The following is an 18235-nucleotide window of genomic DNA, read 5'->3' on the forward strand; positions in this document are numbered from 1 at the left end:
CCTTTATTTGGACTTTCCATAATTTGCATAAATCCAATAAGTTACATTGCAGCTTAAAAATTGTGGCATAAAAGAGAAGCTTTTAGCTTCTCTTTTCGTTAACTCTTAAGAAAATAAATCATTTTGCTTAACACACACATCTAGCTTTTGACTGTATGCAAATATTTTTTCAACTGTTTTGATCCCAACGCCTTGTATCGATAAAAGCTGATTCAGCTGATATATACGGCCTTCCTTAATTGCTTCTAAAATTCTTTCAATATAGATAATTTTAACTCCGCTCTCTACTGATATTTGTTCACTTGATAAAAGCGTTATTTTTTTAGCAAATTCGATATACAAATCATCATTAGCTGTTGCTGAATAGTCATAAATTTCGATATCAATATTAAGCTCTGATAGGTATAACTGCATAATAGCAAGGCTAACGTCGCTATCTATCCCACCTCGCCCCCCGCCTAAAATAGGAAAAGCTATCGATTCTATATTTCTAATTTGATAGGTATCTACAAATTTTTTAAGGCCTTGGTTAAGGTATGACTCTTTTGACGGGTATTTCCAGCTCAACTTAGTCGGAAAATTTAAAACCGATCTAAGCTCTGATTTATATATCCACAGGAGCCCTATATTTAGTTTTTTTGCCTCACATAGAGCCTCGTATTTTATAAACATTTCTGGGTAGCGTAATTTAAATTCTAAAGCTAAACCTGCCCCCATAACGCCGTCACAGTTAACTGGGTTTACTAAAAAATCGCATTTAGAGTTAAATATGTTCCCACTTATTACTTTAACGCCCATAACAGTACCTTAATTAATAAATCTAAATGTGATGCTAAAAAAACAATTTCGAGTCAACAACAACACCAATATCTATTTTGTTATCTTCACAAAGATTTTTAACCCTTTGCTGTACAATTACATTCTGACAATAAATACAATAAAGGTTATTAATATCTACCTTTTCATAAACTAAGCATTCACTCATCATTATTGATTTTAATTCTAAATCTATAACCCCATTTTGGCTCCAGCTTGAGCTAAACACCTTAGACCAATTAAAGAAAGCTAGCTCATTTATGTCAGGCGTAAAAGTTGTACTTAGTGAGGATGCATTCCCCCTCGAAAAAATAACTTTAGGGGATGCTATAATTTCTTTCCGAAAGGATAAAATAATAACCTCTTCTCCAAACTCTTTTTGAACTTGGAACAACATGGCATTTTTAACATTAAAATAAAAAGGTACGTAGTCATGAACTGAGTATTTATATATAGGCTCTTTCTTTGCACGCCTTGCATTTACCAACCCATTACTTATATCAACTTTTTGTGCTTTATTATTATGGTTTAATAAGCCTTTAGAAAGTATGCCTTGAAGGTTAGCAATGTGTGTAATGTGCATTAAATAACTAATGTTTACCCTTTCAAGTGAAGAGAGCTTAAAGTTAAAGATCACATCATTAAGTGCATCATTCGACCACACAATCCAACGTTCATTTTTATCATTTTCTCTATACATACCACCGAACTGTTTACCTTTGTTTGTTAAGTAGTACTTCTTATTTTCAAAGAAAATTAGGCCAATTTCGATTAAGTGCTTAAAAAAGCCATTTCTATTTTTAATACCGTTATTCCTACATAACGTTGTTGTTGAAACTAACTCTGCTCTTGCATTCGTTTCAGCGCTTCTATTGGCACATTCAATGGCATCCTTACGCCTTAAAATGGATTCTCTTAACTTATACTTTGATTTTATTTGATGCTTAGCTTTAGCTAGCCCTACTCTCTGGTGTTTTTTTTGCAGTAGCTCTGAAGCATCGCCGTGAGGATTAATAACTAACCTGTTTTCTCTCTCTACACTTTCAAGTTTCGACAGCTCATAATTTTTTGAGACTTTTAATTTATGAAACTCATTCTGAAAGTGATGAGTTAACCCTCTTACTTTCTTCTCTTCAGAAAAAAGACTATGGTTATTTGGGTCTTCATATTTTCCTATATGCTCACTCTTACTATTTTCATTACAGGCTTTTTTATGAACTACCTCATCTTTCTTAGATTGTGCTCTAACAGGTTTTGACTCTTCCTTGCCTTTAGATGCGTATAATTTATTCGCCTCAAGCTCAGCCGCCAAAACCTCTTGCTGTATTCTTCTGTTAAAAGCCTTAGCGCCTTCCTCAAACTTTACAGCCTTCTCATTAACAGACTCAGCAAAATTTACTAAACGATCTGAAATAGGTATTTCAGCGGAGTTATTATTGCTTACACCCTCTGAAGATATGCTTTTAGCAGACCTCGTGTTATTTTTGTGAGCTGCTTCTTTATCAACTGATGGATTTTTTGTGAGCTTATTAATTAGGGTGCCTAAAACAACTGTAATTAATAAAACATGAGGCATGGCTGCTATCAAGCAGATTGGATTTAAACACAAACCAAAAAAGAGTAATTGATTAAGAAACATTACAAAAATAAATGTACCAGTATATAAACTGGCAATTTTTTTAGTCTTAACCCACAGATGACTTAACCAATTCATTTGACTACCAACATGCTTGAACTATATCCATATAAAAAAACTCCAATCTTTCCAAGTTGAGAATTGAGTCTCCATTACTTACTTTGCATTTTTTATTAGCTAGAACGGGATATCATCATCAAAATCGATTGTGGGTTCCATAGAGTCAGATGAGCTAAACCCACTTTTTTTATTAGGAGCATCTTGTGAAGGCTTTGGAGCGAAACCTGTATATGGTTGAGATGACTCACCTTGTAAAGATCCAGTATCTATGATGTTTGTTATATCACTCGAAAAATTAACACATCTATTTAAAGTAATGTTTTCGGCAAGCTCTTCTTGAGTATCACAACGGTATACTTCTCTTTGGCAGGCTTCGCAAAATTTTATGACAGAAATATGAGTTGCAGTTAACTTATCCCATTTTTGGTCACATGAATAACCCCATGCACAATTCCTTATATATTCTTTTGTCATTCCCTTTTCCTTAAGTTATTTAGAGTAAGTTCACTCTAGGCTACATCGCTTTAAAAGTGGCATAAATAGCTGAGAGTCGAATCAGCTATTTATGTTAACTGTAATTATTTTGGGTTACTTTTTAAATCATCTTGGTTTTGAGCTATCTGTGTCATTGGCAATAATATACGTGGTAATCTCATTCGCTCACACTGAGCAGAAAGTAGTTCTCTCCAGTAAGGCCAAACATGATAACTAACATTATTAAGAGCAAATTCGTCTAAGCACTCAGGGCCTATTTCAGCCTTCAGTAAATACTCCGCGACAAACTCGCTTTCTATTAAAGCTAGCATGTCAGCATCTTCGCTTTCCTCTTTGACCCACTTCACTCCTACTTCGACAAACACACGAAATAATAAATCACCATCGTCATTTTGAATCGTTTCAGACTTTGTTACTAAGTGCTTGCTCTGAATGATGCAGCCATCTAGATTAGAGTACTTTGGATCAAAGCCATCACTACATTGTGCATTCACATTGCGCACGTATAAGTCTTGAATTTGTAAGTTTTCAATCGCTTTTTGTAAAGTGTCTTTATTCATTTTAGCCAACTGCCTGTAACTGTGACTGCGTATAACCTTGGCCGCCTTTAAGCGTATTAGAGCTAATAACTGTCACTTTTTGACGAGGTTTTTCACTGCTAACTACCGATTGAGTGAAAGAGGTCCAACTCCATTTATGAGTTGGTACAGGGCGAATTCGTGCTTCTTTGTATGTATGAGTATGATTTAAGTACTCAAAGGCTACCGGTACATCATGCGCAACTCGCAATAGCTTATCCATTGCCTCAGACTGAGTTACGTCATCAGCTTCATATTTTGAAAAGGCGACCGGGCCACCACCAAAAATACGAGCGGCTTCGGCTTGTGTTAAACCAAGAGTATTACGTAACTCTTTTAACTGACTACCTGTAAGTAAACCATCGACTTCTTTTTTAAACGCGATCATCAATCTTTTATTTGTACGCGATTGTTCAGGCAGAGTGATTTCAGAACCACAGTAATCACACTCGCTGTAATGCATTGGCAATTCTTTATGAGTATTTTTATATTCAACAGGGTTAGAACCAACATGAGCGTGTAACTCACCCTCTTCACATATTGAACATACAGAAGTATTTTTCATTTTCGTTCTCCTATCAAGAACCAGAAGGATGGCAAGAGGCTAAAAGTAATACTTTGCCGGTCTTACCAATCGCTACTTTAATATAATATTCAAAATCCATTTCTTTATACGCATTTTCATTCCACTCTTTGCGTATAAACCGATAAGCATCGCATGCAGCCCAAGTCCCATTTGGTTTAGGTTGGCACCACTCAGATCCTAAGTACTGACCATATTCAATTGCATACTTAGTTAAAGACTCAATATCATCTTGATCTAAACACCACTTTTGCATATCTCTTGCGCATCCGTTGGACCACGGAATGAGCTTACCTTGAGCAAGCAAACCTAAAACATCTGATGATCCATAAAGAGGCGTTGTTTGGCCTTTAATCTTACGATCTTTATCAGATTTAGGTAGCTCACCAGAATATTGGCTGACGATTTTACTACTTACCATAATGGTAAGTCCACTTTATTAGTCAAAATTTTCTCACTTTAGTTCAAACTAACTCTACTTATAATTAAATCTTTAATTCAACTGCTGTGTAATCTCTAAAACTTGAGGGTTTTTTCCAAAATAGAATTCTCAGTAAACAACTCAAGATCTTTACTGAACTCCGATAAAAGACTTTGGATCGATTTTTTATTTTCTTTTAATAAATTAAACCAATTACTTAGCTCAACCTGTTTATCATAACTAGGAAGAGAAATTACTATGCTATTTAGCTGCTTAATTGATATGAACTTTTGCACAGTACCTGTAGCAATTTGATTTAGGTTCATACTCTGTAATAAATGAGCTAAATACGGTGTGAACACACTTTTGTCATCTTTTACTTCTAAACTTATGGCGTTACTGGTTAACCAATGTGGTCCGGGTGATAAGTGAATATTCCCACAATACATTCCAACCTTTCCAATAACGATTGAACCACTAAATCTATTTGCTTCTTCGTAATAGCCTATAATCCCATTACCTCCAAAAACTGGGTATGATCCATTACTTAATACTTCAGATTTATTAAGGTTAGCCCCACTCCTGAGATCACAGACACTCTTAATAGCCACATCTGTGAAATGTTCGACATCTATATTTTTTGATGCATTTTTAAAACAACTTTCAATTAATTCAACTAGAGCTAATTGGTCTTTCTTTAATGAATTAATTTTTTCTAGCTTATCAAAACTAAACTTCTCTTCTTTTTTTTGTAATGAAAACGAAAGGTTAAAGGTTTCGTCTGCTAATAGGGACTTTTTATCTATTAGGCAAGAATTTTCACCTACACTTCTACTTTCAAACTGAGAAATAAACTCTTCAAAGTCACTATCATTAATTGAGTTAAGTTTATTCAAAGGCTTCGCAGTATTTAACTCATAAAACCAAATATCTTTCCCTGGCATTGAGTTTTCAAAAAACAGTACACTAACCTTAACCCCTGTATATGGTGCTAAAACTCCTTCCGGAAGGCTTAAAATAGAGTGCAAATTAAACTGAGTTAATAATTGGCCCCTCAAAACATCAAGCTGATTAGCCTTATTAAACAAAAGGCCATCAGGAACAATCAGGGCCGCTTTGCCATTTTTCGCCAACTTATCCATTGCATGTTTGAGAAACATAGCCTCTAAATTGCCAGTGTATCCATTGTAGTAATACTCGTATTTACTAATGTCAGAGGCTTTACCAAATGGCACACCTGAAAGAATAAGGTCGTACTTTAAGTCATCTTTAATTAGTAAAGAATCGGATAACGATATCTGTTTAATATCAATGCCATTTAAAAGTAAATTAAGTATCCCAATTAAATAAGCAAAAGGACTAATATCGTTCCCTATTGCCTTAAAACTCCTATCCTCATAAGTTTTAGATAAGTGTTTTTCAACTTCCACAAACGCACGCCCAGTGCCCATCGCGGGGTCATAGATACTTGTTTGAGGGCTGGGATTGCTTACTTTAACCATCGCCTCAACTAAAGGCTTTGGAGAATGAAATGCACCAGAAGAGCTTGAATCTTTAACCATACTTAATAACAACTGATCAAAATCAACGCTCAAGAATTCGTAAAAATCAAGATCTTCCAATTCATATAACGCGGCCTCTAAAACTTTTAAAGAGCGAATACGAAGTGGAATATTATTAAATATAACGTCAATATTTCTCCAACTATTATCACCTAACAAACACTTATCAAAAAAACTTTCGTTACCACGAATTACTTCATGGAATATGCTTTTTATAATAGAAAAATCATTACTTATTTTCCCGTGTCCTAAGCCATTAACTTCGGAGAATAGCCCCCTAAATGAGCTTCTGCAAATGTCACTCTGACTATTAGAGGCAACGTCATAAAAATACTTTATTAAAAGCAATAAAGATAGTTGCTCTATTGAATTGTTGATACCTGTATCTTTTCTCAGCAACTCAACTATACGTGCCAATTTATTATTGGAATTTTTCATTAGTGGCCACCAAATACTTATACATATTTACAATATCTTCGCTTATTTCTTCTTTAGGCATACGAGATACAAAATTTTGAGTCTTCTCAATACAAAATCCTTTTCCTTCTATATTTACAAAAGGATCGATTACTCCCTTAACTAACTCAGAACTCAATTTAGCTAAAGAATCATTAAAATTTCCACCTTCGTCTAAATCACCATTTTTATTAACTTTCAACTGCTCATGAGGATGCAATCTACTATTAATATCTACAGACAAATCTCCTAATACTGTTTGAGACAATAGATAATTGCTTTATTTCTCGTCGTCTCCAAGAAAGTAATGATGTGCTGGATAGAGACTTGCTACCTTTTTTCTTTTTACCCTCTGGTTTTTTAGGAGTGAAATTTTCATGCTTGTTAACAATTAATGGAATCTTAGTGGTTCCTATAAGCCCCAGAGGGTAATCATCACGATCACAAATCATGAAAACATTTCGAGTATAGCTATCTAAATACTTGTAGTGGTTCTCAAAATTACTCAACCAAGTGATCTTATTGTCTGCAAACTTCTGCTTTTCATATTCTTCTTTATATCCAGAACTAACACTTAAACAAATGAAACTAGACAAATTATGTAATATCTCTGCAGTACTCCCTTGATCGACACCTAACTTTTTTAATACTAAAATTTTAAAAATTTCCCAGTCGTGTGCATGATCTATTAAAACCACATTTCTATACATTGAGACGAGTTTAAATTGAATTGATTGAACCTCAGAGAGGGATTCTAGCCTCTGTGTTAGCTTAAAAGCAGAGTCATTATTTTGGATAAAACCACACTCAATAACCTTTAATTTGTCTATCCCAGCTTTTGAAATAGAATCTAATAAATGGGTAGTAGTAATAACTTTACCTTCTAACCCCTGAAATACGTCCCAGAGATTACCAATATTTTTATAGTGAAGATGCGAGTCAGCTTCATCAAATAAAAACAAAGTGTTTCTCTATCAAACAGATCCACTAGTGCATAAAGAAAAAGCAGTTGATATTCGCCATCACTCATATCTTCCAAGCGTAAAGTTTTAGTGCCCTCACCCTCCCATTCATTACCCGTTGAAAACTCAATCTTAATACTACTTCTAACAATGAAGTAATCATTATCAGCGGCTTGTGTAAAGAACATTGTTTTCGAATCAAAAGAGGTTTGTTCATCAGTTTCAAAAGATACTTCGGAAATTTTACTTTGAGATAAGCTAACCGTTTTAAGAGCTATTGAATCTCTAAAATCATAGCTATCATCAATTAGACTATTAATAAAATTACTTAAAGTCTGGTGATATGCTTTATTTGTAATAACATCGCTATTACCGCTCGCTTCTTCCTTACTTGCCTGCTTCACCTGTTCTAGGTAGGCTTTATCAACTTTAACGTCAAAAGATAACTTTGTTGACTCATCTTCATCGAAGTCATTTTCAACAACGTAGTTATTTTGCCTTAAAAACTTACGTACTAAGCCACTATGATCGCCTGTTGTAGATAAGAAAATTAAAAGTTTCGCTAGTGATTTGTCATAGTAAAAACAATCTAAGCTAAGCGCTCTTTTGTTCGCTCGCTCAGTATTTAAATAATGAGCAAATCGCTCAGAATAGCTTTCGTTTTGCCCTGAAGAAAAACAAACCACTTTATAATCTTCGTAGAGAGTGCTGCCTGGCTTTAGTTTTTCATCAAAAATAGATTTCAAAATTGATGATTTACCAGAACCATTTCCACCAATAAATGTAGCAATTTTTTCAAAGTCTAATATTTGAGCTTCTGGATGTAATGCATTACCAGGTAAAGGTAAGGAAATTGCTGCCATGTTAATAATATTCCTTTATGTATCCGTATGCTCTATCAAGCAGTACTCAGTCATTATGAAGCTTATATTTATGCAAAACATTACGCGAGGGTTCTACCCCCGTATGCAACCTATTATTTTATATCTTGCTAGTCAAGGAAGCTAACAACAATCATAAAAGCGTTACATCATTTGCTATACCATCTCATATCACAGAGGAAGTCACCTCAGAATTATCAACGATAAGCTTATAAATACGAGTTGTAGTCTTTTTGGATTGCCTCTCTAAATCTTTTTTACTTTGTCAGTAAAAAATTGATGCTATAGACAATCAACATAATATAACTAAATGCAAAAAGTAACACATTAACTAAACTAGTTTCGCGTTCAGACATGTATTTACGGGTACTTAGCTTTCATCATAAAAAGTAACCACCTGCATTAAAAAATTGTATTTTCTATTCTTTTTTAATTTGATTAAACGTATGTAATGTTTAACTGGATAAGGATATACCCAAACCACCTTAAGATCTGAGTTTCAGTTGGAATTAAAAATGATTTAGGCAAGGCATTGATTGCAAGTAATAGTGGTTCTATTGTTAAAATCAATAACGCAGTATCAATCGCTTTTAAACCAATCCTTGGGACGTTTCACACACTTACTCCCAGCAGTATGGCTTAAAGACAACACCTGCCTATTTTGCAAAGTTACGCCTTGGTATTAACCCCCTGTGAAACGCTGGGCTCTGTATCTTGAGGTGGTTTGGGTATTAATGCGCTATACTGGCGCAAATTTTTTTAAATAAACTGTTATGGCTCTTAAATCTACCATTATTAAAGCGCAATTATCGCTAAGCGATATGGATCGCCACATCTATCAAGATTTCAATTTAACTTTGGCCCAGCATCCGTCTGAAAATGAGCAGCGCTTGATGATCCGGCTCCTTGCATATGCACTCAATGCATGTGAAGGGCTTGAGTTTACTAAGGGCTTATGTGCTGATGATGAGCCAGAGCTGTGGCATAAAAACTACAGTGATGAGATTGAGCTATGGGTGGAGCTGGGACTGCCCGATGAAAAGCGCTTGAAAAAGGCCTGCAATAAATCAAAACAAGTCGTGCTTTATACTTATGGTGAAAATAACCAAGCTATTTGGTGGCAAAAACATCAACCTAAGTTGTATGATTTTAAAAACTTAAGCATTTATAGTTTAGACTTTGCTGCTACACAAGCACTTGCTGCAATGGTTGATCGTAATATCTCACTAACCATTACGGTTCAAGATGGTGATGTATGGGTGAGCTCTGATTCAGTTAACATTGAAATAAAACCAGTACAATTAATGTGATTGTAGATTCGATAGACTAAGAGGTTGTATGGCTGTTAAACAAGTTGTGGTATTACATGGATTGTATATGTCTGGCTTTGTCATGCGCCCGCTGTGCTCACGCCTTGAAAAAGCAGGGTTACGTATCTTAAACCTAACTTATAATACTCTTACACCTGATCGTGACACTATTTTTAAGCAAATAGATACATTTATTGGTGATAAAGAGACTGCGCTGGTCTGCCACTCTATGGGCGGTTTAGTCGCACGTGCATATCTAGAAGCACACTCGCCACAAAGTAATAATGTTACAAAGGTCATCACCTTAGGCACTCCACATAAAGGCAGCCATATTGCGCATCAGATGCAACAAAAAGGCTTTGATGTATTTTTAAAAAATAGCGTCGAATTTTTACTGTCTAAAAATGGTGATTGGCCTTTTAACGCTAAACTTTACAGCATTGCTGGCGATTTACCCTTGGGCTTAATGCCATTAATCGCTAGAGGCAGCCAATCAGATGGCACCGTACTACTAGACGAGACAAAGCTTAATGGCATGGCAGAACATAAAGTGTTTCATTTAAGTCACACAGGTATGATCTACTCACGCCAAGTTATGAATTACATTGTTGAACTGCTTATTTAACCTGAACGCTGATTGTTTAATCTTCTGCACTTGCAGCGACCTTGTAAGCTACAAATGCAATAATTGCTAATATGAGTGGTGTTGGCGCGGCAATGTAACCAAAGGTGTTAAAGTTGGCAAAGCTAGCCCCGGCTAAGTGACCGACTAACCCAACAACAAATGCTAGCAATGCGATTCCAATAACAACCAATTCCATTTTACTTTCTTTTTCTGTTTTAGTTTGCATATGCAATCTCCCAATTGTTTAACTGGGTTCAGTATGCAGCGTCTAAAAACTGAACTATTGACCTAAATCAAATCAGCTACGTCACCGTTTATAATGTGATAAAAAGTTTGCTCTAGATCATAATTTTCATCTATTTTTAATCAGCAAGTAGGTGTTTTCATTATTAGGGGTGGTTTTTGTAAAATTAAGTCCCATGTCTATTATAGATTTGAATAGCATAGTAATTTGTAAAACTTATTAGGCTCAACTTATGATAGTTAAAACCTATCAACATTATTGATATTAACCATTTTACAGATAAGCAATAATGGCTGATACTTAGCTCTAGTCACCGAGTAACACACTTAACAGTTTTATTAAGGAGAAGAATATGTCACAGGTAAATGCAATAGGTCTTAACAGCGCAAAAAGTGAAGATATCGTAAAATCACTCAATACTCTGTTAAGCAGTTATCAAATTCAATACATGAATGCGCGCAGTTTTCATTGGAATATCAAGGGCCGTAACTTCTTTGAGTTACATGTAAAGTTTGAAGAGATTTACAACTTATTACTTTTAAAAGTAGATGAAATCGCAGAGCGTATTTTAACCCTTGATGGCGCGCCACTCCATGCATTCTCTGATTATTTAGAGATCAGCGAAATTAAAGAAGCAAAAGGTATCAGCGATGGTGTTACCGCTGTTGAGAATTTATTAGCAGGTTACAGCACACTAATTAAAATGCAGCGTGAAATTTTAGCTCAAGCTGGTGAAGCCGATGATGAAGGCACAGCTTCATTAATGGGTGATTATATCACCGAGCAAGAAAAACTCGTTTGGATGCTAAAAGCATACTTAGATTAAAATCATTAAGGCCCTCAATTGAGGGCCTTGCTTTTACAGCCAATTTTTTACATATTCATAATCAGGGTGCTTTTCTAGGTAGCTTTGCACAGTAGGATAAAACTGTATATTCATATCACTGCCGCGCCAAATACTTTCCAGCATATTTTTTGCTATGAGAGTTGGTTGAATGTAGTCAACCTGCTTATAGCCACGCGCTTTTACACCATGAAAATACTCTTTGGTTACAGCTAAGCTATCCGCAGTAGTTAGCTCGAACTCTGTAAGATTAATTACGGCGTATTCAATAGAGTTAGCAGGTAATTGCGCAAGATCAGTAAAAACAGCTTTAGTGAAAGCTTGAACACCTTCCGTATTAAAACTGCCAATCACTTTAATAAAAATAATTGGCGGCTCGATTGAATATTGCCAATCACCATGCGCGTTAAACATTGCTCTACCTTAAAAGTGCACCTACACTATTTTTAATTAATTGGATAAGCTTAAGCTAATAAAAAATGCCATTTCAAGGGCTTTTTCTTCTAGGCTTTTAAAGCGCCCTGATGCGCCACCGTGGCCTGCATCCATATCCGTTTTAAAGACTAAAATATTATTGTCTGTTTTATATTCTCGCATCTTTGCGACCCATTTCATTGGCTCCCAATATTGCACTTGCGAATCATGTAGACCCGTAGTCACTAAAATATTTGGGTAGTCCTGCGCAGCAATATTATCATACGGAGAATACGCAGCTATTAGATCATAATATTCAGGATCGTTCGGGTTGCCCCATTCATCATACTCATTAGTAGTTAACGGTATAGATTCATCCAACATAGTCGTTAATACATCTAAAAATGGAACGTGGCAACCTATACCTAAATAAAGTTCAGGTGCTTGATTAACCACGGCGCCCATTAATAACCCGCCAGCACTGCCACCTGAGGCAAATACTTTATCTTTTGCACCATATCCTTGCGCTAACAAGGCCTGAGTGACATCTATAAAATCATTAAAGCTATTTTGTTTGTGCTGCTTTTTACCATTTTCGTACCAATGACGCCCTAGCATTTCACTGCCACGGACATGGGCAATTGCATAGACAAAACCGCGGTCAAGTAAGCTAAGGGCAGTACTTGAGAAGCTTGGATCGATAGTAATGCCATAGGCACCATAACCATATTGAAATAATGGATTACTGCCGTCTTTATTGAACGTGCTTTTACGGTAAACCAAGGACACAGGGATTTTCTCACCATCGCGAGCTGTCACCATTAAGCGCTCAGAAGCGTAATTTTCAGTTTTAAAATCACCCACTACTTTTTGTTGCTTTAACTGCGTTTTCACACCGGTTTTTAAATCCACTTCATACAGTGAACCCGGTGTAGTAAGACTAGAATAATAAATGCGTGCCTTGCTGGTATTACTTTCAGGATTCATGGCTATCGCAGCGTAATAACAGGGATCATCAAACTCTAACGCCATACGTTGCTGTTGTTGATCAACGACAACGAAACGTGTTTGCCCCAGCGCTCGCTCAGTCAGTACAACGTACTGGTTAAATATCTCGACCCCTTCTAACAATACATCGTCACGATGTGCAGTATGCTCTAGCCATTGATTTTTATCGGCGATTGTTGCCGTTGTTGCTGTCATTAAGCGGAAGTTTTTTGCCCGCCAATTAGTCACTATGTAAAAGGTATCACCGAGTTTATCAACATCAAACTCATGACCTTCTTCGCGAGGCATAAGTTGATTAAACTCTCCACTTGGCCGGTTTGCATCTAATACCCAGGTATCGTTTGTTTCAGTACTCGCTAAATCAATTATAATTAGGCTTTCATCACGGCTTTTACCCAACCCCATGAAAAAGCTACGGTCGTGTTCTTCATAAACAAGAACATCGGCGTCCTGCGAGGTACCTAATTCATGGCGATATACTTGAAAGCCTAATAAGGTTTTTAGATCTTTTTTAACGTAAAAAACAGTTTTATTATCGTTCGCCCAAACAACTTGCCCTTCGGTGTTCTCCAGTACATCATCGAGCAAGCGCTCATCGTCAATAACTCTAAACTTGACGGTATAAATACGACGGCCTTCGGTGTCTTCTGAATAAGCAAGTAACTGTTCATTAGGACTCACGGCCACTTCGCCCAGTTCATAAAATTCAAAACCATCCGCTAAATGATTAACATCCAATAACAGTTGTTTGTCATTGCTGCTAATGTCACTACTGCGGTAGTGGCGGGCATATTCATCATCACCACGCACCTCTGAGTGGTACCAATATTTACCGTCTTTAACTGGGTAGCTATTGTCGTCTTTAACGATGCGGCCTTTGAGCTCTTCGAATAACTCAGCCTGAAACGATTTAATCGGGGCTAATTGATTATCACAATAACTATTTTCTGCGGCCAAATGTTCAAGTATTTCAGGTTCTTCTCTATCATCATCACGCATCCAGTAATAATCATCTACACGCGCTTTATTATGAGTTGTTAAGGTATGAGGTTGTTTACGCGCAACTGGGGCGTTAGCTAGTACAGATAATGATAAGTTTGATAGAGACACAGAGTAACCAATAAAAATTTTTGTTGCTCTGAGTTTACCATAACTTTTCAAATCATATAAAAAAGCCCACTCAAACGAGTGGGCAGAAAATGCTAAATAGCATTAGGGGGGGAAACCATTTAACTACTGAAGCACTTGTTGCCAAGCTAAATCCCAGCTCTGACCAACACCTGGTTCGTAGAGTGGGTTATATTGTTCTTTCACTTTGCAAAATCGGTCAAAAGGCCAAGGTTTGCATTTATAAATTAAACCCGTTTTTGGTTGCAACACTTTTACGCCAGCGTTGTAGTCATCACTTTTCTCTGGATAAACATAATCATAAGCAGGTTTTGCCTGTTCCCAGTTGTCGCACTGAGCTACACAATGAAACGTTAACTCTGCACGCGTGATACCACTACCATCAAGCGCATATATTTGATTAGAGCGGTAGCCAATAACGAGACCTTGCTCTGTCATTTTGCCCGCTTCAATTAATGGAATGTACATATTAATATATTCAGCAATACGGCGCGGCCAATTATGCGGCTCACCTTGTTCGCTATTAGTGATTTTATAATCAAACGATAAATCGACTAGCTCTCCTTGCATGTCATAAAAGGTTACTGTCACCGTATCGCCAATAAATAATTGGGTATGGTGATTTAAGCAACCTATTGCCGACCATTTTCCACAGGCCAATGACGAATGCATAAACAAAGTAACACCTTATGAATACTTAATAGGTACTATCCAACATTTACAGAACAAAATAAATACTTTTTTACTAGTTTAGGCAAGTGATACACAGAGAAGGAGAATGCCTGTGTAGCAACCCCGCTATCTTAGTATAAAACCTTAGACCGGAAGCTTTGCGTCCTAATCTTTCGATTAGTTTGCCAAAACAACTAAAGTATACGGCTAGGCTAGATAAAGATCAAACAAAAGAATGTAACCGAAACTAAAAACCAATCCTTAACACTTACTTTATACTGCAACTATTAACACTTTGATTATTGAAACAAAAAAGCCAGCACTTGGTGCTGGCTGTTTAAATAATAACGCTTAAGCTATTTGTTTGTTGCGATTGAAAATCCGTTTCGTCCTGTTAAATCCAGCTTTAAACACAGCCCCAATATCGCTCATAATAATGTACAAGCAAGGCACCAAAATCAACGTGATTAACGTAGCAAACATCACCGCAAACCCAAGTGCAACCGCCATAGGTATTACAAACCGCGCCTGTAAGCTGGTTTCAAACATAATGGGTAATACCCCAGCAAACGTCGTAATTGACGTGAGTAGGATTGGCCTAAAGCGCGCACAACCCGCTTCAATAACCGCATCTTTAATAGCAATACCTTGTCGACGAGCTTGGTTAACAAAATCAGTCATCACCAATGAGTCATTAATAACGACCCCGGCGGCTGCGATAATACCAAAGCCAGACATCAAGGTCAGATCTAAACCAAACCAGAAATGCCCCCATATTGCCCCCGTTAAACTAAACGGAATAACTGACATTACAATTAGCGGTTGTGCGTAACTCTTAAGTGGCACAGCCAGCAAGATATAAACCAAAATCATGCCACCGAAGAAGAACATTATTTGCTGATTAGCTTGTGCTTGCTGCTCTTCAATTGCACCACCTAGCTCAGATTTAACACTAGGATACTCATCTTTAAGTTGCGGTAAGAGTGTATCTCTTACTTGGTTTATGACTTCGTTAGGTTCAATTACTTCTTCATCAATATTGCCGTACACATAAACGGTACGGTAACCACCTTCACGGCGAATATAACTGATCCCCGGAGTTTCTGTTAACTCAACCACATCGCCAAGTAATACCTCTTTACCTTGCGGCGTTGTGATTACAGCGTGTTTGAGTGACGAAAATGCTTCGCGAGTAAGCTTAGGGTAACGAACCATCACTCGCACTTCTTCGCCGCGACGAATTACACGCTGCGCTTCACCACCATAAAAGCTAGCACCCACTTGATTAGCAATATTTGCTAAATCTAGACCAAGATCGTAAGCCACAGGCTTTAAGCTCATTTGCACTTCTTTACTAGCAGGGTCAATCGTTGAGCTAATATCAAACAAGCCTTCTTGTTGCTGTAAAAGCTGAATAAAACGACGCCCAGCATCATTTAACGTGTCGATATCTGAACCATATAGCAAGTAGCCAAATTCACCATCACCAAAGCCGCCGCCATTTACATCATCGATAATCGTTAACGACTTAACACCCGCAATCACCGGCATTTGTTCACGCCAACGGCGCGACAGCTCAAATGCATTGTATGGACGTAAGTCTTCTTCTACGAGTGGTGCAAGTAACTGAGCTTCAGTGCGCCCCTGATTAAAAACCAAAACATCCCTAATTAACTTTTGCCCATGTTTTCGCTCAGTTTCTTTATCAACGGCTACCACCATGGCTTCAATTTCACGAATTGCCTCAATAGTTTGCAAATCTGAAACGTTGTCGTTCATTTCTAAATTAATCTGCGGATAATCATGCGGAATTTTTGGCATAAACCCAGTACGCACTTGGTTAGACGCAATCAGCGCAAAGGTAATAATTAATAAGGCAACAAATAAAGAGAATACAGCCCAGCGCCATTCAACACAGCGCACAATAAAACCTCGATAAGGACCATTTACAAAGCCAAAAAATCGCTTATTAAAACGAGCTCGCCAGCTATCAGGTTTGATCGGAGGAAACTTAGTGTGAGCAATATGTGCAGGCAGGATCAGTTTTGACTCAATTAAACTAAACACTAAGCACAGCATGACCACCACAGCTATACCATAAAAGAACGCACTTTCAGGTCCTGTCGATAAAGTAAATGGCGCAAATACAGCAACGGTAGTTAATACCCCGAAGGTAGCTGGTGTCGCGACTTTTTTCGCACCGTTGACTACATTAACAACCCCACCACCTTTTTTCTCTATTTCGGTGTAGGCACTTTCACCGATGACAATGGCGTCGTCCACCACTATTCCCAGTACCATAATAAAAGCAAATAATGACAAGATGTTAATCGTGACACCAAATAATGGCATCATCATCATGGCCCCTAAGAAGCACACAGGTAAACCAATCATTACCCATAGCGCAAGCTTAAAACGCAAGAAAATTGATAGCATAATTGCCACCAAAATAGCCCCTTGGATAAGATTGTTAACCATCATATCCAAGCGCGCATTAAGGTAGTAAGTAAAGTCCATTAACGGCTCTAAACGCACTCCCGGTGGTAACTCTTTATTCTTTTGCTCTATATATGCTTTAACTGAATCAGCAACCGGAATGATACTTTGCTGTTCCGTTGCTTTAACTGATAAATAAACTGCATTTTCACCGTTAAACTTAAAGTAACGCTCACCTTCGGTGAATTGGTCTTTTATAACAGCAATATCTTGCAGTAAAACTTTAGCACCATTTTCACCTATTTTAACTGGGATATGGCGGAACTCTTCACCAGAGTAAAGTTGATTTTCGACTCGTACTGAGATGATCCCAGCATCGGTTTTTAATTGACCTGCGGAAAAATTTGCTGAGTATTTACGTACAGCAGCGGCAACATCACTAAGGGTTAAGTTATAACGACGTAGAGTGTCAGGCTCAATTTCAATGGCAATTTCATCAAGTGGTACATCATTTTGCACCAAAGACACATTCGATAGCTGTAATAACTCATCTTCAATACGATTTGCGATGGGTTTAAGCTCAAACAATGGCAAGTCTGCAACCAGAGTCATACCTATCACATCTTGACGAAACTCTACTTGACTTATGGTGACCGGTTCCATTCCTGCCGGAAACGTGGCAATACCATCAACTCTGAGTTTTACTTTATCAAGTACCTCTGTAAGCTCTGCATCGGTATCTATTTCAAGCTGTGCACTGCCGGCATTGCGAAATGAACGATATGTGGCCTTTTTGATTTCAGTAATATCTTTTAAAGACTCTTCAATCTTAATTAAGATACTTTCTTCCATCTCTTGAGGGGATGCCCCCGGGTAATTGGCATTTATTGTTATATAGTTAACTTCAATGTTAGGAAACATCTGACGTTGAATAGTCGCAAAGCTGATAATGCCCATCGCGATAATAAAAAACATCATCAAGTTTGCTGCAACTGAGTTATTAGCAAAGTACGCTATTAATCCCGATTGTTTTTCTTGTTTGTTAGCACTTGCACTAGGTTGCTCTGAGCTGGGTAGTTCAGTGTTATTCATTACGCAGTCACC

Annotated in this window: 17 protein-coding genes, 1 pseudogene and 1 riboswitch; of the genes and pseudogenes, 3 read left to right on the top strand and 15 right to left on the bottom strand. The window is 37.2% G+C overall.

The window, feature by feature from the left end:
* Positions 1-105: 105 nt before the first annotated feature.
* From NQT69_RS16950 to NQT69_RS16995, 10 genes and pseudogenes are all read right to left on the bottom strand, one after another.
* The gene (locus NQT69_RS16950; RefSeq protein ID WP_256828855.1) at positions 106-798 is read right to left on the bottom strand and encodes a macro domain-containing protein; all 693 of its coding nucleotides are present in this window, start codon (positions 796-798) and stop codon (positions 106-108) included.
* A 34-nt stretch (positions 799-832) separates the two neighbouring features.
* A complete protein-coding gene (locus NQT69_RS16955; RefSeq protein ID WP_256828856.1) occupies positions 833-2530 on the bottom strand; it encodes a DUF4433 domain-containing protein in 1698 nt (565 codons plus the stop codon).
* 99 nt (positions 2531-2629) lie between these two features.
* Positions 2630-2764 (bottom strand): annotated as a pseudogene (locus tag NQT69_RS16960) (single-stranded DNA-binding protein); the annotation flags it as partial.
* Positions 2765-3090: 326 nt separating this feature from the next.
* Positions 3091-3567, bottom strand: a complete 477-nt coding sequence (locus NQT69_RS16965) for a hypothetical protein (protein ID WP_256828857.1) — start codon at positions 3565-3567, stop codon at positions 3091-3093.
* Position 3568: 1 nt separating this feature from the next.
* A complete protein-coding gene (locus NQT69_RS16970; RefSeq protein ID WP_256828858.1) occupies positions 3569-4150 on the bottom strand; it encodes a type II toxin-antitoxin system MqsA family antitoxin in 582 nt (193 codons plus the stop codon).
* Positions 4151-4163: 13 nt separating this feature from the next.
* Positions 4164-4589, bottom strand: coding sequence for a hypothetical protein (locus tag NQT69_RS16975; protein ID WP_256828859.1), 426 nt, complete (start codon positions 4587-4589; stop codon positions 4164-4166).
* Positions 4590-4684: 95 nt separating this feature from the next.
* Positions 4685-6589: an N-6 DNA methylase gene (locus NQT69_RS16980; RefSeq protein ID WP_256828860.1), complete on the bottom strand. Its 1905-nt coding sequence runs from the start codon at positions 6587-6589 to the stop codon at positions 4685-4687.
* On the bottom strand, positions 6573-6851 hold the full coding sequence (locus NQT69_RS16985; protein WP_256828861.1) for a hypothetical protein: 279 nt from the start codon (positions 6849-6851) through the stop codon (positions 6573-6575). The genes NQT69_RS16980 and NQT69_RS16985 overlap by 17 nt, the downstream gene beginning before the upstream one ends.
* Positions 6835-7569, bottom strand: coding sequence for a hypothetical protein (locus tag NQT69_RS16990; protein ID WP_256828862.1), 735 nt, complete (start codon positions 7567-7569; stop codon positions 6835-6837). The genes NQT69_RS16985 and NQT69_RS16990 overlap by 17 nt, the downstream gene beginning before the upstream one ends.
* On the bottom strand, positions 7491-8432 hold the full coding sequence (locus NQT69_RS16995; protein WP_256828863.1) for a hypothetical protein: 942 nt from the start codon (positions 8430-8432) through the stop codon (positions 7491-7493). Before NQT69_RS16995 ends, NQT69_RS16990 begins: the two co-directional genes overlap by 79 nt.
* 791 nt (positions 8433-9223) lie before the next feature.
* On the opposite strand from NQT69_RS16995, the gene NQT69_RS17000 reads away from it, so the two are divergent.
* Entirely contained in the window at positions 9224-9760 is a 537-nt protein-coding gene (locus NQT69_RS17000; protein WP_256828864.1) for a YaeQ family protein, read from the top strand.
* Between the two features lie 28 nt (positions 9761-9788).
* Positions 9789-10385 (top strand): PGAP1-like alpha/beta domain-containing protein, encoded by a 597-nt coding sequence (locus tag NQT69_RS17005; protein WP_256828865.1) that lies wholly within the window; start codon positions 9789-9791, stop codon positions 10383-10385.
* A gap of 16 nt (positions 10386-10401) precedes the next feature.
* Here the strand turns inward: NQT69_RS17005 and NQT69_RS17010 are convergent, their stop codons facing one another.
* Complete coding sequence (locus NQT69_RS17010) at positions 10402-10611, bottom strand: hypothetical protein (protein ID WP_256828866.1); 210 nt, start codon at positions 10609-10611, stop codon at positions 10402-10404.
* Between the two features lie 370 nt (positions 10612-10981).
* Here NQT69_RS17010 and NQT69_RS17015 point away from each other — a divergent pair, with 370 nt between their 5' ends.
* The gene (locus tag NQT69_RS17015; protein WP_256828867.1) at positions 10982-11455 is read left to right on the top strand and encodes a Dps family protein; all 474 of its coding nucleotides are present in this window, start codon (positions 10982-10984) and stop codon (positions 11453-11455) included.
* Positions 11456-11488: 33 nt separating this feature from the next.
* On the opposite strand, the gene NQT69_RS17020 is transcribed toward NQT69_RS17015, so the two are convergent.
* The 4 genes from NQT69_RS17020 to NQT69_RS17035 all read right to left on the bottom strand — a co-directional run bounded on the left by NQT69_RS17020 (position 11489) and on the right by NQT69_RS17035 (position 18223).
* Positions 11489-11887: a hypothetical protein gene (locus NQT69_RS17020; protein WP_256828868.1), complete on the bottom strand. Its 399-nt coding sequence runs from the start codon at positions 11885-11887 to the stop codon at positions 11489-11491.
* A gap of 36 nt (positions 11888-11923) precedes the next feature.
* On the bottom strand, positions 11924-14005 hold the full coding sequence (locus NQT69_RS17025; RefSeq protein ID WP_256828869.1) for a S9 family peptidase: 2082 nt from the start codon (positions 14003-14005) through the stop codon (positions 11924-11926).
* Between the two features lie 123 nt (positions 14006-14128).
* Positions 14129-14695: a chitin-binding protein gene (locus NQT69_RS17030; RefSeq protein ID WP_256828870.1), complete on the bottom strand. Its 567-nt coding sequence runs from the start codon at positions 14693-14695 to the stop codon at positions 14129-14131.
* A gap of 113 nt (positions 14696-14808) precedes the next feature.
* A riboswitch (cyclic di-GMP riboswitch) is annotated at positions 14809-14892 on the bottom strand.
* 154 nt (positions 14893-15046) lie between these two features.
* Positions 15047-18223, bottom strand: coding sequence for an efflux RND transporter permease subunit (locus NQT69_RS17035; protein ID WP_256828871.1), 3177 nt, complete (start codon positions 18221-18223; stop codon positions 15047-15049).
* Positions 18224-18235 lie beyond the last annotated feature (12 nt).

Origin of the sequence: Pseudoalteromonas shioyasakiensis (genome assembly GCF_024518675.1) — a bacterium.
In the GTDB taxonomy this organism is placed as follows: Bacteria; Pseudomonadota; Gammaproteobacteria; order Enterobacterales; family Alteromonadaceae; genus Pseudoalteromonas; species Pseudoalteromonas shioyasakiensis_B.

Bases quoted from the DNA above. Each gene is read 5' to 3' on its own strand.
- NQT69_RS16975 (WP_256828859.1), bottom strand. From the start codon at position 4,589: ATGGTAAGTAGTAAAATCGTCAGCCAATATTCTGGTGAGCTACCTAAA.
- NQT69_RS16970 (WP_256828858.1), bottom strand. From the start codon at position 4,150: ATGAAAAATACTTCTGTATGTTCAATATGTGAAGAGGGTGAGTTACAC.
- NQT69_RS17000 (WP_256828864.1), top strand. From the start codon at position 9,224: ATGGCTCTTAAATCTACCATTATTAAAGCGCAATTATCGCTAAGCGAT.
- NQT69_RS17035 (WP_256828871.1), bottom strand. From the start codon at position 18,223: ATGAATAACACTGAACTACCCAGCTCAGAGCAACCTAGTGCAAGTGCT.
- NQT69_RS17030 (WP_256828870.1), bottom strand. From the start codon at position 14,695: ATGCATTCGTCATTGGCCTGTGGAAAATGGTCGGCAATAGGTTGCTTA.
- NQT69_RS16955 (WP_256828856.1), bottom strand. From the start codon at position 2,530: ATGAATTGGTTAAGTCATCTGTGGGTTAAGACTAAAAAAATTGCCAGT.
- NQT69_RS17015 (WP_256828867.1), top strand. From the start codon at position 10,982: ATGTCACAGGTAAATGCAATAGGTCTTAACAGCGCAAAAAGTGAAGAT.
- NQT69_RS16980 (WP_256828860.1), bottom strand. From the start codon at position 6,589: ATGAAAAATTCCAATAATAAATTGGCACGTATAGTTGAGTTGCTGAGA.
- NQT69_RS17020 (WP_256828868.1), bottom strand. From the start codon at position 11,887: ATGTTTAACGCGCATGGTGATTGGCAATATTCAATCGAGCCGCCAATT.
- NQT69_RS17005 (WP_256828865.1), top strand. From the start codon at position 9,789: ATGGCTGTTAAACAAGTTGTGGTATTACATGGATTGTATATGTCTGGC.
- NQT69_RS16950 (WP_256828855.1), bottom strand. From the start codon at position 798: ATGGGCGTTAAAGTAATAAGTGGGAACATATTTAACTCTAAATGCGAT.
- NQT69_RS16995 (WP_256828863.1), bottom strand. From the start codon at position 8,432: ATGGCAGCAATTTCCTTACCTTTACCTGGTAATGCATTACATCCAGAA.
- NQT69_RS16965 (WP_256828857.1), bottom strand. From the start codon at position 3,567: ATGAATAAAGACACTTTACAAAAAGCGATTGAAAACTTACAAATTCAA.
- NQT69_RS17010 (WP_256828866.1), bottom strand. From the start codon at position 10,611: ATGCAAACTAAAACAGAAAAAGAAAGTAAAATGGAATTGGTTGTTATT.